Annotated in this window: 24 protein-coding genes and 1 other RNA gene; 17 read left to right on the top strand and 8 right to left on the bottom strand. The window is 63.2% G+C overall.

Annotation, left to right across the window (positions count from 1 at the left end; translation table 11 throughout):
• The first annotated feature begins 54 nt into the window (after positions 1 to 54).
• From yihA to AB7828_RS24585, 9 genes are all read left to right on the top strand, one after another.
• Positions 55 to 705 (top strand): ribosome biogenesis GTP-binding protein YihA/YsxC, encoded by a 651-nt coding sequence (yihA, locus tag AB7828_RS24625; RefSeq protein WP_441231419.1) that lies wholly within the window; start codon positions 55 to 57, stop codon positions 703 to 705.
• Positions 705 to 1,082, top strand: coding sequence for a DUF423 domain-containing protein (locus AB7828_RS24620; protein ID WP_175368585.1), 378 nt, complete (start codon positions 705 to 707; stop codon positions 1,080 to 1,082). Before yihA ends, AB7828_RS24620 begins: the two co-directional genes overlap by 1 nt.
• Positions 1,083 to 1,174: 92 nt before the next feature.
• Entirely contained in the window at positions 1,175 to 2,071 is an 897-nt protein-coding gene (argB, locus tag AB7828_RS24615; protein ID WP_120288257.1) for an acetylglutamate kinase, read from the top strand.
• A 149-nt stretch (positions 2,072 to 2,220) separates the two neighbouring features.
• On the top strand, positions 2,221 to 3,189 hold the full coding sequence (locus AB7828_RS24610; RefSeq protein ID WP_441232311.1) for a DUF1036 domain-containing protein: 969 nt from the start codon (positions 2,221 to 2,223) through the stop codon (positions 3,187 to 3,189).
• A 23-nt stretch (positions 3,190 to 3,212) separates the two neighbouring features.
• Complete coding sequence (locus AB7828_RS24605; RefSeq protein WP_441231418.1) at positions 3,213 to 3,920, top strand: pyrimidine 5'-nucleotidase; 708 nt, start codon at positions 3,213 to 3,215, stop codon at positions 3,918 to 3,920.
• Between the two features lie 100 nt (positions 3,921 to 4,020).
• Positions 4,021 to 4,866, top strand: a complete 846-nt coding sequence (gene dapD, locus AB7828_RS24600) for a 2,3,4,5-tetrahydropyridine-2,6-dicarboxylate N-succinyltransferase (RefSeq protein ID WP_093759804.1) — start codon at positions 4,021 to 4,023, stop codon at positions 4,864 to 4,866.
• Positions 4,867 to 4,935: 69 nt separating this feature from the next.
• Positions 4,936 to 5,412, top strand: a complete 477-nt coding sequence (locus AB7828_RS24595; protein WP_093759806.1) for a DUF805 domain-containing protein — start codon at positions 4,936 to 4,938, stop codon at positions 5,410 to 5,412.
• Positions 5,412 to 6,581, top strand: coding sequence for a succinyl-diaminopimelate desuccinylase (gene dapE, locus AB7828_RS24590; RefSeq protein WP_120288254.1), 1,170 nt, complete (start codon positions 5,412 to 5,414; stop codon positions 6,579 to 6,581). The genes AB7828_RS24595 and dapE overlap by 1 nt, the downstream gene beginning before the upstream one ends.
• Positions 6,578 to 7,138 carry a phosphorylase family protein gene (locus AB7828_RS24585; protein ID WP_441231417.1) on the top strand — a complete coding sequence of 187 codons (561 nt, stop codon included), beginning with the start codon at positions 6,578 to 6,580 and terminating at the stop codon, positions 7,136 to 7,138. Before dapE ends, AB7828_RS24585 begins: the two co-directional genes overlap by 4 nt.
• Here the strand turns inward: AB7828_RS24585 and truA are convergent.
• Genes truA through def form a run of 3 tightly spaced genes read right to left on the bottom strand, consistent with a single transcriptional unit; the run spans position 7,135 to position 9,367 of the window.
• Positions 7,135 to 7,875: a tRNA pseudouridine(38-40) synthase TruA gene (truA, locus tag AB7828_RS24580; protein ID WP_184513178.1), complete on the bottom strand. Its 741-nt coding sequence runs from the start codon at positions 7,873 to 7,875 to the stop codon at positions 7,135 to 7,137. The genes AB7828_RS24585 and truA overlap by 4 nt on opposite strands.
• The gene (gene fmt / locus AB7828_RS24575) at positions 7,875 to 8,807 is read right to left on the bottom strand and encodes a methionyl-tRNA formyltransferase (RefSeq protein WP_309947912.1); all 933 of its coding nucleotides are present in this window, start codon (positions 8,805 to 8,807) and stop codon (positions 7,875 to 7,877) included. Before fmt ends, truA begins: the two co-directional genes overlap by 1 nt.
• 38 nt (positions 8,808 to 8,845) lie before the next feature.
• Positions 8,846 to 9,367: a peptide deformylase gene (def, locus tag AB7828_RS24570; RefSeq protein WP_175368577.1), complete on the bottom strand. Its 522-nt coding sequence runs from the start codon at positions 9,365 to 9,367 to the stop codon at positions 8,846 to 8,848.
• A 231-nt stretch (positions 9,368 to 9,598) separates the two neighbouring features.
• Between def and AB7828_RS24565 the strand changes: the two genes are divergently transcribed.
• A complete protein-coding gene (locus tag AB7828_RS24565) occupies positions 9,599 to 10,813 on the top strand; it encodes a DNA recombination protein RmuC (RefSeq protein ID WP_089262814.1) in 1,215 nt (404 codons plus the stop codon).
• 40 nt (positions 10,814 to 10,853) lie between these two features.
• On the top strand, positions 10,854 to 12,221 hold the full coding sequence (locus AB7828_RS24560; RefSeq protein WP_089262816.1) for an AmpG family muropeptide MFS transporter: 1,368 nt from the start codon (positions 10,854 to 10,856) through the stop codon (positions 12,219 to 12,221).
• Between the two features lie 11 nt (positions 12,222 to 12,232).
• Here the strand turns inward: AB7828_RS24560 and AB7828_RS24555 are convergent, their stop codons facing one another.
• The 5 genes from AB7828_RS24555 to ffs all read right to left on the bottom strand — a co-directional run bounded on the left by AB7828_RS24555 (position 12,233) and on the right by ffs (position 15,786).
• On the bottom strand, positions 12,233 to 12,679 hold the full coding sequence (locus tag AB7828_RS24555; protein ID WP_309947918.1) for a hypothetical protein: 447 nt from the start codon (positions 12,677 to 12,679) through the stop codon (positions 12,233 to 12,235).
• Positions 12,680 to 12,695: 16 nt separating this feature from the next.
• Positions 12,696 to 13,298, bottom strand: coding sequence for a recombination mediator RecR (gene recR, locus AB7828_RS24550; protein ID WP_089262818.1), 603 nt, complete (start codon positions 13,296 to 13,298; stop codon positions 12,696 to 12,698).
• Between the two features lies 1 nt (position 13,299).
• Positions 13,300 to 13,620 (bottom strand): YbaB/EbfC family nucleoid-associated protein, encoded by a 321-nt coding sequence (locus AB7828_RS24545; RefSeq protein WP_089262819.1) that lies wholly within the window; start codon positions 13,618 to 13,620, stop codon positions 13,300 to 13,302.
• Between the two features lie 21 nt (positions 13,621 to 13,641).
• A complete protein-coding gene (locus AB7828_RS24540; RefSeq protein ID WP_441231416.1) occupies positions 13,642 to 15,519 on the bottom strand; it encodes a DNA polymerase III subunit gamma/tau in 1,878 nt (625 codons plus the stop codon).
• A gap of 170 nt (positions 15,520 to 15,689) precedes the next feature.
• Positions 15,690 to 15,786, bottom strand: an RNA gene (ffs, locus tag AB7828_RS24535) — signal recognition particle sRNA small type.
• Positions 15,787 to 15,966: 180 nt separating this feature from the next.
• Between ffs and AB7828_RS24530 the strand changes: the two genes are divergently transcribed.
• From AB7828_RS24530 to AB7828_RS24505, 6 genes are all read left to right on the top strand, one after another.
• A complete protein-coding gene (locus AB7828_RS24530; protein WP_320446504.1) occupies positions 15,967 to 16,389 on the top strand; it encodes an HIT domain-containing protein in 423 nt (140 codons plus the stop codon).
• Between the two features lie 5 nt (positions 16,390 to 16,394).
• Positions 16,395 to 17,333 (top strand): NAD(+) diphosphatase, encoded by a 939-nt coding sequence (gene nudC, locus AB7828_RS24525; RefSeq protein WP_441231415.1) that lies wholly within the window; start codon positions 16,395 to 16,397, stop codon positions 17,331 to 17,333.
• An 18-nt stretch (positions 17,334 to 17,351) separates the two neighbouring features.
• Positions 17,352 to 18,284, top strand: a complete 933-nt coding sequence (locus AB7828_RS24520) for a sugar kinase (protein ID WP_441231414.1) — start codon at positions 17,352 to 17,354, stop codon at positions 18,282 to 18,284.
• A gap of 78 nt (positions 18,285 to 18,362) precedes the next feature.
• The gene (locus AB7828_RS24515; protein WP_441231413.1) at positions 18,363 to 18,872 is read left to right on the top strand and encodes an Lrp/AsnC family transcriptional regulator; all 510 of its coding nucleotides are present in this window, start codon (positions 18,363 to 18,365) and stop codon (positions 18,870 to 18,872) included.
• A gap of 145 nt (positions 18,873 to 19,017) precedes the next feature.
• The gene (locus AB7828_RS24510; RefSeq protein WP_441231412.1) at positions 19,018 to 20,055 is read left to right on the top strand and encodes a YeiH family protein; all 1,038 of its coding nucleotides are present in this window, start codon (positions 19,018 to 19,020) and stop codon (positions 20,053 to 20,055) included.
• A 10-nt stretch (positions 20,056 to 20,065) separates the two neighbouring features.
• Positions 20,066 to 20,962: a LysR family transcriptional regulator gene (locus AB7828_RS24505; RefSeq protein WP_441231411.1), complete on the top strand. Its 897-nt coding sequence runs from the start codon at positions 20,066 to 20,068 to the stop codon at positions 20,960 to 20,962.
• The last annotated feature ends 44 nt before the right edge of the window (positions 20,963 to 21,006 follow it).

The raw sequence follows: 21,006 nt of genomic DNA, 5'->3' as shown, positions 1-21,006 counted from the left end.
CGCTTGCGCGCCTCCTCACCATGAGGGCCGGAGCAGCACAGAAAGCCACTTCGCATGACCACTGACACCGATGCGAAGCTGATCGAACAGGGCCGCCTACTTTTTGCAGGCGAATGGACGTTCATCTGGGCCTCGCCCTCGATCGAGACGCTGCCGCCAATGGCAGGGATGGAAGTTGCCTTTGCCGGCCGCTCCAATGTCGGCAAATCCAGCCTGATCAATTCGCTGACCGGGCGCAACGCGCTGGCGCGGACCTCGCATACGCCAGGCCGCACCCAGGAGCTGATCTTCTTCGAAGGTCCCGATGGCTCCGACTTCCGGCTCGTCGATATGCCCGGCTATGGCTATGCATCCGCGCCGAAGGTCAAGATCGCGTCCTGGACCAAGCTGATCTACAATTTCCTCCAGGGCCGGGCGAGCCTGGCGCGCGTCTACGTCCTGATCGACTCCCGGCATGGCCTGAAGGATGTCGACCTCGACGTGCTCAAGTCCCTCGATCGTTCGGCGGTCAGCTACCAGATCGTGCTGACCAAGGCTGATCAGGTGAAGAAGAGCGAACTCGAAAAGACGCTCGAAGAGGTCCGCACCGACTTGAGGACTCATCCGGCAGCCTTTCCGGACGTGCTGGTTACATCGTCGCGCACCGGCGACGGCATGGCCGAATTGCGGGCTGCAATGGTCCGCCTGTTGAACGAGCGCAACTGATGACCCGCTTTAGCCTGTTTCGCATTCTTGTCATCCTGGCCGGCGTGATGGGCGCGGACGGCGTCATTCTGGCTGCCGCTTCGGCGCATCAGCCGGACGCGACGCGGCTGGCCTCGGCCTCCTCGATGCTGCTGTTTCATGCCGCCGCCATTCTCGGTGCCGTCGCCCTGATCGAGCGCGGCGTCGCCCACCTGCAGATCGGCCTGACAGCTGCGTTCGGCTTCGTCATTGCTGCGGCGATCTTCGCCGGCGACCTGACCCTGCGCCAATATGTCGGTCACGGCTTGTTCACAATGGCCGCCCCGACCGGCGGCACCCTGCTGATCCTGAGCTGGCTGGCGCTGGCGGTATCCGCAGCTTGGCCGCGCCCCACCTGACGCCGGGCCACTAGACAGAGCAGCGATGCTTTGCGCGGCGGCAATCAATCGGCTAGAACGCGCCGCAGATTGCTCACCGTGAGATCCGCTTCATGACCGACGCGCCCATCATCAGTGCTCTCGACCAGGCCCGCATCCTGTCGGAGGCGCTGCCCCACATGCAGCAATATGACGAAGAGACAATCGTCATCAAATATGGCGGGCACGCCATGGGCGCCGAGGATACGGCCCGCGCCTTTGCCCGCGACATCGTCCTCTTGGAACAGACCGCCATCAATCCGGTGGTCGTGCATGGCGGCGGCCCGCAGATCGCGCAGATGCTGACGCGCCTCGGCATCAAGTCGGAATTCGCCGCCGGATTGCGCATCACCGACGCGGCGACCATCGAGATCGTCGAGATGGTGCTGGCCGGCTCGATCAACAAACAGATCGTCAGCTACATCAACGAAGCCGGCGGCAAGGCCGTTGGTCTCTGCGGCAAGGACGGCAACATGGTCACCGCGTCGAAGGCGACGCGCACCATGGTCGATCCCGATTCGAACATCGAGAAGGTGGTCGATCTCGGCTTTGTCGGCGAGCCGGAAAAGGTCGATCTCACGCTCCTCAACCAGCTGATCGGCTATGAGCTGATCCCGGTGCTGGCGCCGCTCGCAGCAAGCAAGGACGGCAAGACCTTCAACGTCAATGCCGATACCTTTGCCGGCGCCGTGGCAGGCGCGCTGAAGGCCAAACGCCTGCTTCTGCTCACCGATGTGCCGGGCGTGCTCGACAAGTCGAAGAAGCTGATCCCGGAACTGTCGATCAAGGATGCCCGCAAGCTGATCGCCGACGGCACGATTTCCGGCGGCATGATCCCAAAGGTCGAGACCTGCATCTATTCGCTCGAACAGGGTGTCGAAGGCGTCGTCATTATCGATGGCAAGACTCCCCATGCCGTGCTGCTCGAACTCTTCACCAATCAGGGCACGGGCACGCTGATCCACAAGTGACGGACAACACGCACCACAAGCCGTCATGGCCGGGCTTGTCCCGGCCATCCACGTCTTGGCGGTGGAAAGCGAAAGGCGTGGACGCCCGGGTCAAGCCCGGGCATGACGTGCGGAGGGAGGGCGGACGAACACTCCTTTTCGGTGTCGCCCTGATCTGCTCGGCGTTCGTCTCGGGCAAAGCCCGCGCCGACCTCAAACTCTGCAATCGCATGAGTTATGTCGTCGAAGCCGCCATCGGCATCGACGACAAGAGCGCCACCGCGACGCGCGGCTGGTTTCGCATCGATCCCGCGCAATGCCGCATCGTCGTGCAGGGCACGCTGACGGCCGACCGCATCCTGCTGCATGCCCGCGCGCTCAGCATCTATGGCGCCTCACCCGTGGCGCAGAACGGCACCGACAACCTGTGCATCGCGCCGGATAACTTCGTCATCGCTGCTGCCCGGCAATGCCGTGCCGGACAGTCACAAGTGCCGTTCACGATGATCAAGCCGACGCAGACCGACGACGGCAATATGGTCGCCTATCTCGCGGAAGACAGCGAATATGACGACGAACAGGCCAAACTCGCCGCGATCCAGCGCCTGCTGGTGATCGCCGGTTACGACGCCGCGCCCATCGACGGCGTGGATGGGCCCAAGACCCAGAGCGCGCTCTCGTCCTTCCTCAAGAGCCGTAGTCTTGCTGCCGATGTGGTTTCAACGCCGAATTTCTTCGAGACAATGATCGCCGCCGTGCAGGCGCCCTCCGCAACAGGCCTCACCTGGTGCAACGACACGTCCTACAAGGTGATGGCGTCAGTCGCGACCGATGATGGCAAGGGCGTTGTCAGCCGCGGCTGGTATCGCATCGAGCCAGGCAAATGCCTGCGACCGGATATTGTCGGCCAACCCCGCCAGATCCTCAGTTTCGCCGAGGCCGTCGACGACAATGGCCGTGCCATCAAGCTCAACGACAAGCCGCTGAACTGGGGCGGCGTTCGCATGCTGTGCACGCGCGAGAGCAAATTCGAGATTCGCGACCACAACGACTGCAATACTCGCGGCCTCACCAGCGCCGGCTTCGCTATCGTCGACATGTCGGGCGGCGGCAGGACGCTGCGCTTTGCGACGCCGTGACGACCGGACAACAGAGACAATCAATGACCCTGCCGACCAAATCGCCCCGTGCCTTCAACCATGTCGAGACATGGGTGTTCGATCTCGACAACACGCTGTATCCGCACCACGTGAACCTGTGGCAGCAGGTCGATGGCAAGATCCGCGACTTCGTCGCGAACTTCCTCAGGATTTCGCCCGACGCGGCCTTCAAGGTTCAGAAGGACTATTACAAGCGTTACGGCACCACCATGCGCGGCATGATGACCGAGCACGGTGTGCGCGCCGACGACTTTCTGGCTTTCGTCCACGAGATCGATCACTCGCCGCTGGAGCCCAATCCGGTGATGGGCGCCGCCATCGCACAACTACCAGGCCGCAAACTGATCCTGACTAATGGTTCGGTCGCCCATGCCGGCGCCGTGCTGGAGCGCCTCGGTTTCGCCGATCAGTTCGAGGCTATCTTCGACATCATCGCCGCCGATCTGGAGCCGAAGCCGGCTCAGCAGACCTATGACAAGTTTCTTCGCCTGCACGGCGTCGACCCCTCCAAGGCCGCCATGTTCGAGGACCTGTCCCGCAACCTCGTGGTGCCGCACAAACTCGGCATGACGACCGTGCTGATCGTGCCCGACGGCGCCAAGGAGGTCGTGCGCGAGGACTGGGAACTGGAAGGCCGCGACGACGACCATGTCGACCACGTCACCGACGATCTGACGGGGTTTCTGGCGGCGCTGAACGTGGCGCGGTAGGACGGGATCGACGCCCGCGCGTCTTGACTCTCCCCGGCCAAATCCCGACAAAAGCTTCAAGAAATCACTTTTTACCCACGATCTGCCCAAGGAAATCGCGATGTCGCTGACCGCCCTCGAATCCACCATCAATGCCGCCTTCGACGCGCGCGATAACGTCAACGCTGCGACCAAGGGCGAAGTCCGCGACGCCGTCGATCAGGCGCTGAACCTGCTCGACAAGGGCGAGGCCCGCGTCGCCGTCCGCGCCGACGACGGCAAGTGGACCGTCAATCAGTGGCTGAAGAAGGCCGTGCTGCTGTCGTTCCGCCTCAATGACATGGCGCAGATCTCTGGTGGTCCCGGCGGCGCGGCCTGGTGGGACAAGGTGCCCTCGAAGTTCGAGGGATGGGGCGACAACAGCTTCCGCGACGCCGGCTTCCGCTCTGTGCCGGGCGCTATCGTGCGCAAGTCGGCCTTCATCGCCAAGAACGTCGTGCTGATGCCGTCTTTCGTCAATCTCGGCGCCTATGTCGACGAGAGCTCCATGGTCGACACCTGGTCGACGGTCGGCTCCTGCGCCCAGATCGGCAAGCGCGTGCACATTTCCGGCGGCGTCGGCATCGGCGGCGTGCTGGAGCCGCTACAGGCCGGCCCGGTCATCATCGAGGACGACTGTTTCATCGGCGCCCGCTCGGAAGTCGCTGAAGGCGTGATCGTGCGCAAGGGTGCGGTGCTGGCCATGGGCGTGTTCCTGGGCGCATCGACCAAGATCGTCGATCGCGAGACGGGCGAAGTATTCGTCGGCGAAGTGCCGGAATATGCGGTGCTGGTCCCCGGCAACCTGCCCGGCAAGCCGATGAAGAACGGTCAGATCGGCCCCTCCACCGCCTGCGCCGTGATCGTGAAGCGTGTCGACGAGCGCACCCGCTCCAAGACCAGCATCAACGAACTGCTGCGCGACTGATTTGTCGTTTCGTCCGGTTTGCGCGTAGCATCGTGTAAACCGGACCGATCCGTTGAATTGAGGGCTGCCATGGACTGGACCACGCTGCTTTTCAGCTTCAAGGGACGGATCAACCGCGGCAAATACTGGCTCGCGATCCTGATCTACATAGTGGCCTGGATCGCCTTCGTGGCTGCTGCCGTGATGTGGCTCGGCGGCTTTGACACCGATCGCCTGTTCAGCATGGTCGGCGGCGCGTTGCTGCTGTGGCTGGCCGCCATTGTCCTCATCACCGCCGGTACATGGTCCGGCATCGCCACCGGCATCAAGCGGCTGCATGACCGCGAGAAGAGCGGATGGTGGATCCTGGTGTTCTGGCTCGGCCCCAGCGTCCTGAGCGGCATCGGCAGCACCAGCAGCGCGAGCACCAGCTTCGTCTTTCATATCGCCAGCTTCGCCGTGACCATCTGGGCCATCGTCGAACTGGGCTTCCTGCGCGGCACCGCCGGGCCGAACGAATACGGTCCCGATCCGCTTGCCGCGCTTGCCACTGCACCAAGGGTCTGATGTCCACCGACGCTCTCTCCATCGCTCAAGATCTTCTCCGCTGCCCCTCAGTCACTCCTGCTGACGCCGGCGCCCTCGGCGTGCTCGAGACCCTGCTGACGTCGGCCGGCTTCGAAGTCCATCGCGTCACCTTCAGCGAGGAAGGCAGCGCCGACATCGAAAACCTCTATGCCCGTATCGGGACTTCCGCGCCGCATATCTGTTTTGCTGGCCATACCGACGTGGTGCCGCCCGGTGATGAAGCGGCGTGGACCCATGGCGCTTTCTCCGGCGACGTGACGAACGGCCTGCTCTACGGCCGTGGCGCGGTGGACATGAAGGGTGGCATCGCCGCGTCAGTCGCCGCCGTGCTGGACTATCTGGCCGCGAATGACGGCAAGCCGCAAAAGGACGGCGGCGGTTCGATCTCCTTCCTCATCACCGGCGACGAAGAAGGCATTGCCGTCAATGGCACCGTGAAGCTGCTGCAATGGGCGGCCGAGCGTGGCGAAAAATTCGATCATTGCATCGTCGGCGAGCCTTCGAATGTCGAGGAGATGGGCGACACCATCAAGATCGGCCGCCGCGGCTCGCAATCCGGCACGTTGGTCGTCGATGGCGTGCAGGGCCATGTCGCCTATCCGCATCGCGCATCGAATCCGGTACCGGATATCGCCGCGTTGATCACAGCGCTGAGCAGCGATCCGCTCGATCAGGGCAATGCGCAGTTTCAGCCGTCCAATCTCGAATTCACCTCGGTGGATGTCGGCAACAAGGCGACCAACGTCATCCCCGCGCAAGCGCGGGCGAAGTTCAATATCCGCTTCAACGACCATCACACGCAGGCGTCATTGCGCGACCTGATCGATGCACGCGTCGCAACTGCCGCCGGCAATCGCATTCGCGCGCATGTGATCTGGGAGCCGAGCAATTCGGACAGCTTCGTCACAAAGCCCGGCGCCTTTACCGATACGGTCGTCGCCGCGATCAAGGATGTCACTGGCCGCACACCGGATCTCAACACGGGCGGCGGAACCTCGGATGCGCGCTTCATCAAGAACTACTGCCCGGTGATTGAATTCGGCCTGGTCGGGCAGACCATGCATCAGATCGACGAACACACGAAGGTTACCGATCTGGAGAAGCTCACCCAAATCTATCGTGGCGTGCTGGATCGGTATTTCGCATGAACGGCAAGATTCTCGTCCTCACCGCGCTCGAAAGCGAGCTCGACAAATCACGCGCGCCTGCCGAGATCCAGGTGATTTTCACCGGCGTCGGCAAGATCAACACCACAATCGCAACGCTTCAGGCGGTGCAGGCCATGCAGCCCAAACTCGTCGTGAACTACGGCACCGCCGGCAAGCTAAACACCAAACTCAACGGCCTCGTCGAGGTCAGCGACGTGATCCAGCGCGACATGAATGCCGAGCCGTTGGCGCCGCGCGGCCGCACGCCCTTTGCGCCCGATCTCGACCGCCTGGTCTCGGGCCAGCGCGGCGTGATCTGCGGCAGTGGTGACAGTTTCGTCACCTCCACCGATCCTTGGCTGGTGTCGAACAATGTCGACATCGTCGATATGGAACTGTTTGCCATCGCGCAGGTCTGCCTGCGCCATGGCATCCGCTGGCGCGCCTTCAAGTTCATCACCGACGACGCCAATGATTTTGCGCATGAGCATTGGACGGCGAATGTCGCGAATGGACAGGATCTGTTCTGGGACGCGATGAAGGGCGTGAAGGTCTAGTAGTCGACCTTTACCAGATACAGCCCATCCGGCGGCGCCACGATGCCGCAGGCGCTGCGGTCCTTCGCGGCAAGCGCCGCAGCCAGATCGTCCGGCGTCCAGCGGCCGTTGCCGACCCAGACCAGTGAGCCAACCATCGAGCGCACCTGGCTGTGCAGGAACGAGCGTGCGGAGGTCGTGATGGTGATCGCCTCACCGTTCTGCACCACATCGAGCTGATCGAGCGTGCGGATCGGCGACTTGGCCTGGCATTCGGTATCGCGAAAGGTCGTGAAGTCGTGTCGACCGAGCAAACGCTTCGCAGCCTCGCTCATGGCAGCGACATCGAGCGGGCGCGGCACGCGCCAGACCCGGCCGGCATCGACGGCGAGGTTCGCGCGGCGATTGGTGATGCGATAGACATAGTGGCGTTTGATGGCCGAGAACCGCGCCTCGAAATCATCCGGCACGATATCCGCCGACAGCACGCCGACCGGATGCGGCCGCAGATGGGCATTCATGCCATCGCGAAAGCGACCCGGCACCAGCACTTTCGGCACGTCGCAATGGGCGACCTGGCCGAGCGCATGGACGCCGGCATCGGTGCGACCGGCGCCATGGACGCGGATCGGCTCGCCGCAAATGGCCTCGGCGGCACGCTCCAGCGCGCCCTGTACGGTCAGCGTCGCGTTGGCCTGCACCTGCCATCCGGAAAATGGCGCGCCGTCATATTCGATGATCATCTTGTAGCGCGGCATCAGCCCACCTGCAGAGGCGGCTTCAGCGGCGTGCCACGCAGAAATTCACTGGCCTTCATCGGCTGCTTGCCGGCGCGCTGCAGGTCGATGATCCGGATCGCGCCCTCGCCGCAGGCGATGGTGAGCTGATCGTCGATGATCTCGCCGGGCGCACCCGCGCCCTTTGCAAGCTCGCAGCGCAGAACCTTCACGCGTACCGCCTCGCCCTCGATCGGCACTTCGCACCACGCGCCGGGAAACGGCGACAGCCCATGGCAATGCCTGAGCACCTCGCGCGCCGGCTTCGACCAGTCGATCTTGGCCTCCGCCTTGTCGATCTTGGCCGCGTAAGTGACGCCGTCTGCGCTCTGCGGGGTCAGGCTCAGCCGTCCCCTTTCCAGCGCACCCATGGCCCGCACCATCAGATCGGCGCCGAGCGGCGCCAGTGCATCATGCAGGTCCAGTGCCGTCATCGCATCGGTGATCGCCAGGCGCTCGGCCATGGCGACATCGCCGGTGTCGAGGCCGACATCCATCTTCATCACCATGACGCCGCTCTCGGCGTCGCCCTCCATGATGGCACGATTGATCGGTGCGGCGCCGCGCCAGCGCGGCAACAGCGAGCCGTGCAGGTTGAAACAGCCGAGCGGCGGTACATCGAGAATATTCTGCGGCAGGATCATGCCATAGGCGACGACGACCGCAGCCTCGGCCTCATGCGACCGGAACTCGGCTTCGGCTTCCGGCGTCCGCAGCGTCTTCGGCGTGAAGACGGGAATGCCGAGCCGTTCAGCCTCGCGCGCCACCGGCGTCGGCTGCAGCTTCATGCCACGGCCGGCGGGCTTTGCTTCGCGGGTATAGACGGCGACGATCTCATGGCCGTGGGCCACGAGTTCGAGCAGCGTCGGCACCGCGAAATCCGGCGTGCCCATGAAGATCAAACGAAGCGACATAGGTCGGAGCCGATCTGTTGCAGCGTTGCGCGGAGAAACTACTCCGCGCGCTTGGCGAGCTTGGTGAACTTCTTCAGCACGCGGTCGCGCTTCAGCTTCGAAAGGTAATCGACGAACAGCACGCCATTGAGATGGTCGATCTCGTGCTGAATGCAGGTCGCGAACAGGCCAGAAGCCTCTTCCTCGATGGTCTTGCCGTCGAGGTCCATATAGCGGATCCGTACCGTCGCCGGACGTTCCACTTCCTCGTAATATTCGGGGATCGACAGACAGCCCTCTTCATAGACCGAGAGCTCTTCCGAGGCCGAGATGACCTCCGGATTGATGAAGACACGCGGCTTCTTGCCGTCCTCCTCATCGTCCTTCTTGGCGATGTCCATGGTGATCAGCCGCAGCGGAACCGCGATCTGGATCGCCGCCAGCCCGATCCCGGGTGCGTCATACATCGTCTCGAACATGTCGTCGGCGAGCTTGCGCACCTCTGACGTCACCTTCTCGACTGGTTTGGAGATCAGCCGCAACTGTTTGTCGGGCAGGATAATGATTTCACGAATGGCCATGGCGGCGATTTAATCTGCGCGCCGGTCCGGGTCAATCCGCTGGAAAAGCTGGACTTTGAAGGACGTTAACTCCCCGCCAACCATGAAAATTGAGGCGCGGTTAACCATGCCGGTTAAGGTCTGCTTAACCACATTTCTTAGGCTTGGGTTAACCAGGAAAATTCATTTTGCATTAACCATAAATGTTCCCTCTTCGTTCGCGCAGCCGACCGAATCGGCTACAAGGATGGAATGAACGAGATTCTTTTCATGATCGGCGACATGCCGGTCACCGCCGGCGTAGCATTGATGGGCTTCAGTGCTCTGGCGCTGGGTTTGCTGCTCACCATCGCCATCATCATCGCTCGCTCCGGTAGCCGCGGCGCCGCCATGGCCATGGCCCAGGCGATCCGCGCCGACGAACTGGAAGAACGCCTCAGCGAAGTGCTGAAGGCGCAGAACGAAGCCACCGGCCGCGTCGACGCCATGGGCCAGGCCTTGGCAGGCCGTCAGGCCGACATGGCACGCGCGGTGTCCGAGCGACTGGACTCCGTGACCCATCGCGTCGGCCAATCCATGGAACAGACCACCCGCAACACGATGGAAAGCCTGAGCGCGCTGCATGAGCGGCTGGGCATCATCGACAACGCCCACAAGAACCTCACTGACCTCACCTCGCAGGTAACGACGCTCCGCGACGTGCTCGCCAACAAGCAGTCGCGCGGCGCCTTCGGTCAGGCGCGGATGGAAAGCATCGTCAAGGACGGCATGCCGAGCGGCGCCTATGCGTTCCAGCACACGCTATCGTCGGGCAAACGGCCGGACTGCGTGATCTTCCTGCCGGATCAGCGTCCACTGTGCATCGACGCGAAATTCCCGCTGGAAGCCGTCACGGCGCTGCATGACGCACGCAGCGATGACGAGAAGAAATACGCAGCGCAGCGCTTGCGCGCGGACGTGATGAAACATGTCACCGACATCGCCGAGAAGTATCTGGTTGCCGGCGAGACGCAGGACACCGCGCTGATGTTCGTGCCGTCGGAATCCGTCTATGCGGAAATCCACGACGGTTTCGATGACATCATCCAGAAAGCCTATCGCGCCCGCGTCGTCTTGGTATCGCCGTCGCTGCTGATGCTGGCGATCCAGGTGATGCAGCAAATCCTGAAGGACGCGCGGATGCGCGACGCCGCCGACCAGATCCGCACCGAGGTACTGAATCTGGGCGACGACCTCACCCGGTTGCGCGATCGCGTGATGAAGCTGCAGACGCATTTCGGGCAAGCCAATGAGGACGTCCGCCAGATCCTGATCTCCGCCGACAAGATTGAGAAGCGCGCCGGCCGCATCGAGGAACTGGATTTCAGCAAGAGCGAGCCGGCGGCCGAGGTAGCCCCGGCCATCGCGAAGACCGCCGCCCCCGACATGTTCGCGCCGCTGCCGCGCAAGATTCAGGCAGGGGAATAGGCCACAGGCCGCTTTCCCCCGAATCTGCTAACCCTTCCCCATGACCAGCGCGCCTGACTCGTCCGAAGCCGCCCTCGCCTTGAAGCCCCGTGCCACCTGGCGCGAGAGCATGGCGGTGTATCTGCAGCCGCGGGTGCTGATCGTGCTATTGCTTGGCCTGTCGTCGGGTCTGCCGCTTGCATTGTCCGGTTCCACGCTGCTGGTGTGGATGCGCGAATCCGGCGTCGATCTCGGTACCATCGGGTTGTTCGCCCTCGTCGGCACGCCCTACACGCTGAAGTTCCTTTGGGCGCCGCTGGTCGACGCGCTGCATGTGCCGTTCTTCACGCGGCAATTCGGCCGCCGCCGTGGCTGGCTGGTGTTCTCGCAACTGTTGCTTATCGGCGCGATCCTGCTCCTTGCACTGACCGACCCCGCCCGCTCGCCACTGTTCGTCGCCCTTGGTGCGCTGCTGGTCGCTGCGATGTCATCGACGCAGGACATTGTCGTCGATGCGTTTCGTGTGGAGAGCCTGCCGGAGAGCGAACAGGCGGCCGGCATGGCGTCCTATGTCGCGGCCTATCGCATCGGCATGCTGATCTCGACCGCCGGCGTGCTGTTTCTGGTCAGCGCCTTCGAGAGCACGGGCATCGCGCGCTCCACCGCCTGGATGTGGGGCTATGTGGCAATGGCGGCGATGGTGCTGGTCGGCACGGTCACAGCGCTTGCGGCCACCGAGCCCGAGCAATCCGCGCAGGCCGAAGCGGCCACACGCGGCGAGAGCGCCTTCAATCGCGTGCTGCAGGCTGCAATCGGCGCGTTCTCCGAGTTTCTGGCCCGCAAGGACGCCTGGGCCGCGCTGGCCTTTGTCGTGCTGTTCAAATTCACCGACGCCTTTTCCGGCACCATGACAGCGCCGTTCGTGATTGATCTCGGCTTCACCCGCAACGACTACGCCGCCATCGTCAAAGGCGTCGGCCTTGCCGCCACGCTGATCGGCGGCTTCGCTGGAGGCTTCGTGGCGCGACGCTATTCGCTGGCGGCGAGCCTGTGGATCGGCGCTGTGTTGCAGGCGCTGTCCAACCTGGCATTCTCGTGGCTCGCCATCGTCGGCGTCAATCAATGGGCGCTGGCACTGGCCATCTCGGTCGAGAATTTCACCAGCGCCATCGGCACGGTGATCTTCGTCGCCTATCTCTCCGCGCTCTGCAAGAATCCGCTGCACACGGCCACGCAATATGCGCTACTCACAGCGCTCGCTGCGGTTGGGCGGACCTATCTGTCGGCAGGCGCAGGTTACGTTGCGCAAGCGACGGGATGGCCGATGTTCTTCGTCATCAGCGTGGTGGTCGCGGTACCGAGCCTGATCCTGCTGATCTGGCTGCAGCGCCGCGCGCATTTCGAGATGCTGGGGCCGGTGCGGGTTTAACCGAAGCGAACTCAGTTCGGCTTCGTCACCACGCTCCATTTCGTCACAAGCGCTTCACTCATCTGCCCGGCCTGCTCGGCGCAGGTGACTTCAGCAACCTTGAGCGCCACTTCCTTGCCGACAAGTTTCTTCAGCTGCGTGGCCTGCGCGTCATTGGCCACGACGATCTCGAACGTCTCGGGTCCGGTCTCAAGATTGCACAGCCCTGCAGGCGCCGGCAGCCGACGCGGCTCGCTGACAACTTGATACACATTGGTGCGCTTGCCCTTGGCATCGCGGCTGCGCATGGCGTTGAGCTGCCCGGTCAGCACATCGCCGATCTTCATGGTCTTCGGTGCCACCGGTGCGGCTGGCGGAGCCGGCGTTTCGGTCGCGCCTCTGGCAGCCGTAGCAAACAGGCCGGCCGCACAAATCGCAGCGGCCCAGGTCGGCAAAGCCTTCAAGTCATATCGTGTCATCAATGCTCTTCCAGTCTTAAAACAGCGTCCGCTGTCGCATCGCGGCCGACAACGTGCCTTCGTCGAGATAATCGAGTTCACCACCAACCGGCACGCCATGTGCCAGCCGCGTGACTTTCACATTCGCCTCTTGCAAGAGGTCAGTGATGTAATGCGCCGTGGTTTGCCCATCCACCGTCGCATTCAGCGCCAGGATGATTTCGCTCACCTCTGAATCATGCGCACGTGACACCAGCGCGTCGATGGTCAGATCCTGCGGGCCGACGCCGTCGAGCGGCGACAGCGTTGCACCCAATACATGATACTTGCCCGTCGTCGCATGGGCGCGTTCGAGCGCCCACAAGTCCGCGACATCGGCGACCACCACGATGGTCGAGGGATCGCGGCGCGGGTCCGTGCAGATCGTGCAGGGATTCTGCGTATCGATATTGCTGCAGACCTTGCAGACCTGAATCCGGTCGATCGCCACCTGCAAGGCACCGGCCAGCGGCGTCATCAGCGCCTCGCGCTTCTTGATCAGATGCAGCGCGGCACGCCGGGCCGAGCGCGGGCCAAGACCGGGCAGCCGCGCCAGCAGTTGAATCAGGCGCTCGATTTCCGGACCGGCCGTGGATGCCATCTCAGGTAAGGCCCATCCCCGGCGGCAGACCGAGACCGCCGGTCAGCGCCTGCATCTTCTCTTGCATCGCAGCTTCCGCCTTGCGGCGCGCATCGCCCAATGCAGTCACCAGCAGATCTTCTAGAATCTCGACTTCATCGGCTTTGACCAGCGACGGGTCGATCTTCACGGCCTTCACTTCGGTCTTCGCGGTCATCCGCACAGACACGAGGCCACCGCCGGAGATACCTTCGACCTCGACATGGTCGAGCTCGTCCTGCATCGCCTTCATCTTTGATTGCAGCTGCGCTGCCTGTTTCATCATGCCGAGAAAATCAGCCATGAGTTTTCCTTCGCAGTTCGATTAATCGTCGTCGTTGAGACCGTCGGTCGCGTCATCGCTGATCAGGTCGCTATCGCTGCCGTTGAAGTCCGGCGGCTCAGGGGCGATGACACGAACCTCGACCTTCGCACGCGGAAACCGTGCCAGCACTTCCTTGACCCGCGGATCGGCTTCCGCCACACGCTGGCGCTCATTCTTCTGCTCGAGCTGCTGATCGCGCAGCGTCGGCTGTCCCTGCTCGTTGGACACGATCACGGCCCAACGCCGGCCGGTCCACTGTTCGAGCTTCCGCGACAGATCGTTGATCAGCGTGCGCGACGCCGTGCGCTCCATCGCCAGCTCAAGCCGCCCGTCTTCGATCTTGATCAGGCGCACATCGGCTTCGAGCGCCCCGCGCACCATCAGGTCGCGTTTCTCGCCGGCCAGTGCGACGAGTTCAGGGAAGGTCGAAATCTTCAGCACCGCTGCGGGCGGTGCATCTGCCATGCCGACTTGCGGCCGCGGCGATGGTTCCGCGCCGCCGCGCTGCATGGTCGGACCACGCGACGCACTCGCTGACATCGTCGGCATGGCGGACGGCATCTGCGCTGACGGCAAAGATGCCGACGGAGCGGACGATGGCGCGGCACGGCCTCCACCATTCGTTGGGATCATCGGCGACGTCCCGCCATTCTGGTCGAGCATCCGGATCGCTTCATCCGGCGTCGGCAGATCGGCAACGTAAGCGATGCGCACCAGCACCATCTCTGCGGCGGCGGCGGGACGCGTCGCGCCCTGCACCTCGGTGATGCCCTTGAGCAGCATCTGCCACATACGCGACAGCACCCGCATCGACAGCTTCGAGGCAAAATCGCGTGCGCGCAGACGTTCGGTCTCTCCAAACGCGACATTGTCGGCGGTTGCCGGCACGATCTTCACGCGGGTGACGAAATTGACGAATTCGGCAAGATCGCTCAGCACCACAATCGGATCAGCGCCGACGTCGTATTGTTCGCGAAATTCCTTAAATGCACTGGCGATGTCACCGCGCGCCAGCGAATCGAACAAGTCGATCACGCGGGTGCGATCGGCGAGGCCGAGCATCTGTCGGACGGCATCGGCGCGGACCGTGCCCGCGGCATGCGCAATCGCCTGATCGAACAGCGACAGTGAATCGCGCACCGAGCCTTCGGCGGCGCGGGCGATGATGCCCAGCGCTTCCGGCTCGACCTCGACATTCTCTTTGCCCGCGATGTTCGACAGATGCGACATCAGCACGTCGGCATCGACGCGGCGCAGGTCGAAGCGCTGACAGCGCGACAGCACCGTCACCGGCACCTTGCGGATTTCGGTCGTGGCGAACACGAACTTGGCGTGTTCTGGCGGCTCTTCCAGCGTCTTCAGGAACGCGTTGAAGGCGGCGGTCGACAGCATGTGGACTTCGTCGATGATGTAGACCTTGTAGCGCGCGCTGGAGGGCGCATAGCGCACGCTGTCATTGATCTGGCGAACATCGTCGACGCCGGTGTGGCTCGCGGCGTCCATTTCGAGAATGTCGATATGCCGGCTTTCCATGATCGCCTGGCAATGGATGCCCGGCGTCGGCATATGGATGGTCGGGCCTTTGACCGAGCCATCGGCCATTTCATAATTCAGCGCGCGCGCCAGAATACGCGCCGTCGTCGTCTTGCCGACACCGCGGACACCGGTAAGGATCCAGGCCTGCGGAATGCGGCCGGTCTCGAACGCATTGGAGACGGTGCGGACCAGCGCTTCCTGGCCGATCAGATCGTCGAAACTGCCGGGGCGGTATTTACGCGCGAGCACGCGATAGGGCGTGGCGGCAGCAGGCGCCGGGGCAACGCCCATATCGAAACCGCTCTGGTGATCATCGGGAGGGGACGTGCCAGCGTCGGTCATCGAGGAATCCGCAATGTGTTGTCTCGTAAAGCCGGCTTGCGGAACATCTGGCGCATCATAGGCGGAACGGGACACAGGTTCCGGCCTTCGATGCTGCCTCACTCATCGAACAAGGCGCCCACCGAGCTAACGACCCATGTGCAGGACGCTGAATTTGCTCGATAAAACAAGTAGGAGACTGACGAGCGACCCGATCCGGATCTCGTTAGGGCTGCTTCCTTCCGGACCTGACCCGATTGGCGAGTGGCTCGTCCACCGCCAATCTCCCGGTGCTTATTTGGGGCCAAAATGGTCGGAAAGCAAGCGCGGCGCGTGTCGCAAGTCCGCCGCAAGTTTTGCGCAGGAAAGTCGCAAGAAAACGTGGTCCAGACGCGCAAAACCGGCCATGACGGGAGTTGTCTGCGCAGCCGCTTCCTGCGACGCTGTGCGCCTTAATCGAGAGTCAGAATGGCCGCTCCCTCCTCCTGGTCGCTGCACGAGCAGCTGCAACAAGACACCATCGACATCGGCGACCTCCCCCTCAGCCGCGTGCTGGTGGTGAAGGACGCGCACTACCCCTGGCTGATGCTGGTGCCGCGCCGCGCCGACACGACCGAGATCATCGATCTCGACGAGGTCGCCCAGGGCCAGTTGATGACCGAGATCAACCGCGTCGGCCGCGCACTCAAAGACATCACCAAATGCGACAAGCTCAATGTCGCGGCGCTCGGCAACATGGTGCCGCAGCTGCACGTCCACATCATCGCGCGCCGCAAGACCGATGCCGCCTGGCCGCGGCCGATCTGGGGCGTGATGCCACCACTCGCCCATGACGCGGCCGAAGTGCAGCGTTTCATCTCAGAACTCCGCCGCAAGATCTGGCTCGGTTGACCATCATGACAAGCAAGCTGTTTCCGCTCGGCCATCCGGCCTTCGTCTCCAATACGCTCGATCGCGCCGCGCATCTGCGCTTCAGCGACGAGAAGCTATTCGCGCTGGAGGGCAAAAGCTCCTCGCGCGCTTATGTGATCTACCGCGACTCACTGGTCATGATGAAGGATGGCGATGCCCAGCGCGCGCTGCTGACCATCGACGAGGCGCTGACATTCGGCGCCAATCCCGGCACCGTCTTTCTCGGCTTGCGTGATGGCGATGCCGTATTCGGCATGGGCATCGGCGCACCCGCCGTGGAAAAGCTGCTGACCCGCGACGATGTCGTCGTCAGCGAACTCCGCGGCATGGCCATGCAGGGTATGGTGCCGCCGGAGCAGCTTTCGGCGGTTGCACAGGCCAAGTCGCTCGTCTCCTGGCATCAGCGCCATGGGTTTTGCGCCAATTGCGGCGCCAAATCGTCGATGGCCGAAGGCGGCTGGAAGCGCGTTTGCCCGAGCTGCAAGACCGAGCATTTCCCGCGTACCGATCCCGTCGTCATCATGCTGGTGGAGAAGGGCGACAAGTGCCTGCTCGGCCGCCAGAAGCAGTTCGCACCGGGCATGTATTCGTGCCTTGCCGGTTTCGTCGAAGCGGCCGAGACCATCGAGGACGCGGTGAAGCGCGAGATCTTCGAGGAATCCGGCATCCGCTGTACCGACGTCACCTATTACATGACGCAGCCCTGGCCCTACCCGTCATCCCTGATGATCGGCTGTTCGGCGCGCGCCATCAGCGACGAGATTACCGTCGACAAGATGGAACTTGAGGACGCCCGGTGGTTTGACCGTGACGAGGCGATGCTGATGTGGAAACGCGAACACCCGGACGGGCTCGCGGGGCCGCACCCATTCGCCATCGCGCATCATCTGCTCGGTCGCTGGCTGCATCCCGACCAAGCCTGACCACACGGGGAATCCTTCATGAGTGCCAAGCCTGTCCACGTATTGTGTATCGGCCTGCCGGTTCGCGACCTGACCTTTGCCGTCGAAGCCGTCCCGGGGCGTGGCCAGAAATTCCCCTCCCAACGTTTCGCCCAGATCATCGGCGGCAATGCGCTCAACGCCGCCATCGGCGTCAGCCGGCTGGGTGGCCGGGCGTCGATGACCGGGCCGATGGGCGACAAGCGCGAGACCGCCGACCAGTTTCTGTTCGACGATCTTGCCAAGGAAGGCATCGACTCCGCGCATCTGGTGCATATGCCGGGCCTGGTGACGCCGATCTCGGCCGTCATGATCGACCCGTCGGGCGAGCGCACCATCGTCACCTTCCGCGATCCCGAACTCTGGAAGGTAAAACTGCCCGACCACGACCTGCTGCTGCAGGACTGCAGCGCCATTCTGGTCGAGAGCCGCTGCGCCGGCTTCGCCACCGAGCTGTGCATCGAGGCACGTCATCGCGGCATTCCCGTCGTCGTCGATATCGACAGCACGCTGTCGCAGCGCGAGGGCCTGCTGACCGCCTCCTCGCACCTGATCTTTTCGGACGATGCGCTGCAATCGACCGCCGGCATCACCGACAATCTCAAGGCGCTGCAGAAGATGGCGACGCTCACCTCGTCCTTCCTTGCTGTCACCCGCGGCCCCAAGGGCACCCTGTGGCTCGACGAGCAGGGACATCCTAAGGAAACCCCGGCCTTCCCCGTTCACACCGTGGACACCCTCGGCGCCGGCGACATTTTCCATGGCGCCTTCGCGCTGGAATTCGCGGGCGGCAAGTCGGTACCGGAGGCGCTGCGCTTCGCCTCCGCCGCCGCGGCCCTGAAATGCACCCGCTATGGCGGTGCTTTTGCCTGCCCGCAACGTGCTGAAGTCGAACAGCTTTTGAGGGAATCCAGAGTCGGCGCCCTTAGCTGAGGCGGTACAGGGCTTGCCTTGGAAGAATGTTCTATATATGAGGTTACTCGACCCCATAATTAGAACAAAGTTCTTCCCATGACCGATGTCGCCGACCAGCCCCTTGAATCCGCCCGCCGCCTCGATGCGATCGATCGCAAGATCCTGACCGTCCTGCAGGAAGACGCCTCGCTGTCGGTGGCCGAGATCGGCGACCGCGTGGGGCTTTCGTCGACACCGTGCTGGAAGCGCATCCAGCGCCTCGAGGCCGATGGCGTGATCCTCCGCCGGGTTGCCCTGGTCGATCAGAACAAGATCGGCCTCGGTATCTCGGTGTTTGTCTCGGTGGAGAGCGGCGACCATTCCGACGCCTGGCTGAAGAAGTTCGCCGATGCCGTGAGCGCCATGCCCGAAGTCATGGAATTTTACCGGATGGCCGGCGACGTCGACTACATGCTGCGCGTGGTCGTGGCCGACATGCAGAGCTACGACATCTTCTACAAGAAGCTGATCAGTGCCGTGGCCTTGAAGAACGTCACCTCGCGCTTCGCCATGGAGAAGATCAAGTCGGTCACGGCACTGCCGGTGCCACCGATGCCGGCTGCTTGAGAAATACCGCGCTGTCGTCGCCCTGTCGGACCGGGCGACGACGCCGAAACAGATCAATCGTATACTTCGATTGAATCAACAATAATGATCAATTAGATTTATTGATCAAACGGCATGAGGATGTGGCCAAACCGGAGTTTGGCCCATGACCGTTCTTGCCCAAGATGCGAACCGCACCAGCCCGCTTGCTGCTCGCAACCTCCCGCTTCTTCCCGGATTGGCGCTCACCGGCGCCATCGCCGGCACTGCACTCGCCTTGCGTGAAATCCCCTATATCGGCCTCGCCAGTCCGATGATCCTGGCCATCGGCATCGGTATCGCGATCCAGAACACATCCGGCGCGCCGGCTGCGGCCAAAGCCGGCATCAGTTTCTCCATGCGCAGCATCCTGCGCTTCGCCATCATCCTGCTCGGCCTGCAGCTCACCGCGGCGCAGTTGCTGGAAGTTGGCGGCATCGGCTTCGCGGTAATCGCGGCGACGCTCCTTGCAACCTTCATCTTCACCACATGGCTTGGCCGCGCGATGGGTATCGACCGCCGGCTGGTCGAACTGATCGCCGCCGGCACATCGATCTGCGGCGCCTCCGCCGTGATCGCGACCAACACCGTGACCCGCGCGTCCGATGAGGATGTCGCCTACGCGGTCGCCTGCGTCACCATCTTTGGCTCGATCGCCATGTTCGTCTATCCACTACTCGGTAGCGTGCTGCAGCTCGACCCACATCATTTCGGGCTTTGGGCTGGCGCATCGATCCACGAGATCGCGCAGGTGGTCGCGGCCACCTTCCAGCACAGCCGCGACGCTGGCGAATTCGGCACCGTCGCGAAACTCGCGCGCGTGATGATGCTGGCACCGGTGGTGATCGCACTTGGCCTGCTGGCGACACGGCGCGCACGTGCCATCGGCGCGGAATCCGGCAGCGCCAAGGTGCCGATGCCGTGGTTCGCCTTCGGCTTCGTTGCGATGGTGATCCTGAATAGCCTCGTTGACGTGCCGCATGCAGCTATGAGCGTGATCATTCCGATCACGACCTTCCTGCTGACCATGGCGCTCGCCGCCATGGGGCTGGAAACCAATATCCAGAAGCTGCGCGCCAAGGGCCTGCGCCCGCTGCTGCTCGGCGCCGCAGCCTTCCTGTTCATTGCCAGCTTCAGCCTCATGCTGGTGAAGCTGACTACCTGACGGAGATCACATGACACTCGAACAGCTCCGGATATTCGTCGCCGTCGCCGAACACGAGCACATGACGCGGGCTGCCGAGAGTCTGCATCTCACCCAATCTGCCACCAGCGCCGCCATTGCGGCGCTGGAAACGCGCTATGCGACGCAACTGTTTCACCGCGTCGGCCGCCGCATCGAATTGACCGAGATTGGCCGCGCCTTTCTGATCGAAGCCCGGGCCGTGCTGGCACGCGCTGCCGCCGCGACGACCGTCCTCACCGATATGGCCGGCATGACGCGCGGCTCCCTTGCGCTGGCCGCGAGCCAGACCGTCGGCAACTATTTTCTACCACCCATCATGGCGCACTATCGCCAGCGCTTCCCCGGCATCGACCTCAGCCTCCGCATCGGAAATACCGAACAGGTGGCCGATTGGGTGCGCGACGGCGAAGTCGATCTCGGCATCGTCGAAGGCGCGGTTGACCATCCGGCACTCGCGACCCAGCCCGTGGGCGACGACGAACTTGTGCTGGTGGTCGGTCAATCGCATCCATGGGCGCGACAACGCACCATCGCGCCAGCTCAGTTCGCCGAGACGCAATGGGTGCTGCGTGAAGTCGGCTCCGGCACGCGCGCCATTGCGCAATCGGTGCTGGGCCAATCAGGAAGCTCGCCCGATGACATCCGTATCGCCATGGAGCTGCCGTCGAACGAAGCCGTCTGCGCGGCCGTCGTGGCCGGCGCTGGTGCGAGCATCATGTCCCGGCTGGTCGCCGCCGCCTTGATCGGCAGCGGCGATCTCATCGCCCTCGAAGCCTCGCTGCCAACACGGCGCTTCATCCAGCTGCGCCACAAGGAGCGCTATGTGACGCAAGCGGCAAGGGAGATGTCGGAGATGATTGCGGCGGATCAGGCAGCCAGAACGTAACTCGCACGATTTTCCACCAACTGTCGTCGCCCGGCTTGGCCGGG

It is taken from the genome of Tardiphaga sp. 215_C5_N2_1, assembly GCF_052076055.1.
Taxonomy (GTDB): domain Bacteria; phylum Pseudomonadota; class Alphaproteobacteria; order Rhizobiales; family Xanthobacteraceae; genus Tardiphaga; species Tardiphaga robiniae.
The sequence above is the reverse complement of the archived record's forward strand: the minus strand, read 5'-3'. Positions and strand labels throughout refer to the sequence as shown.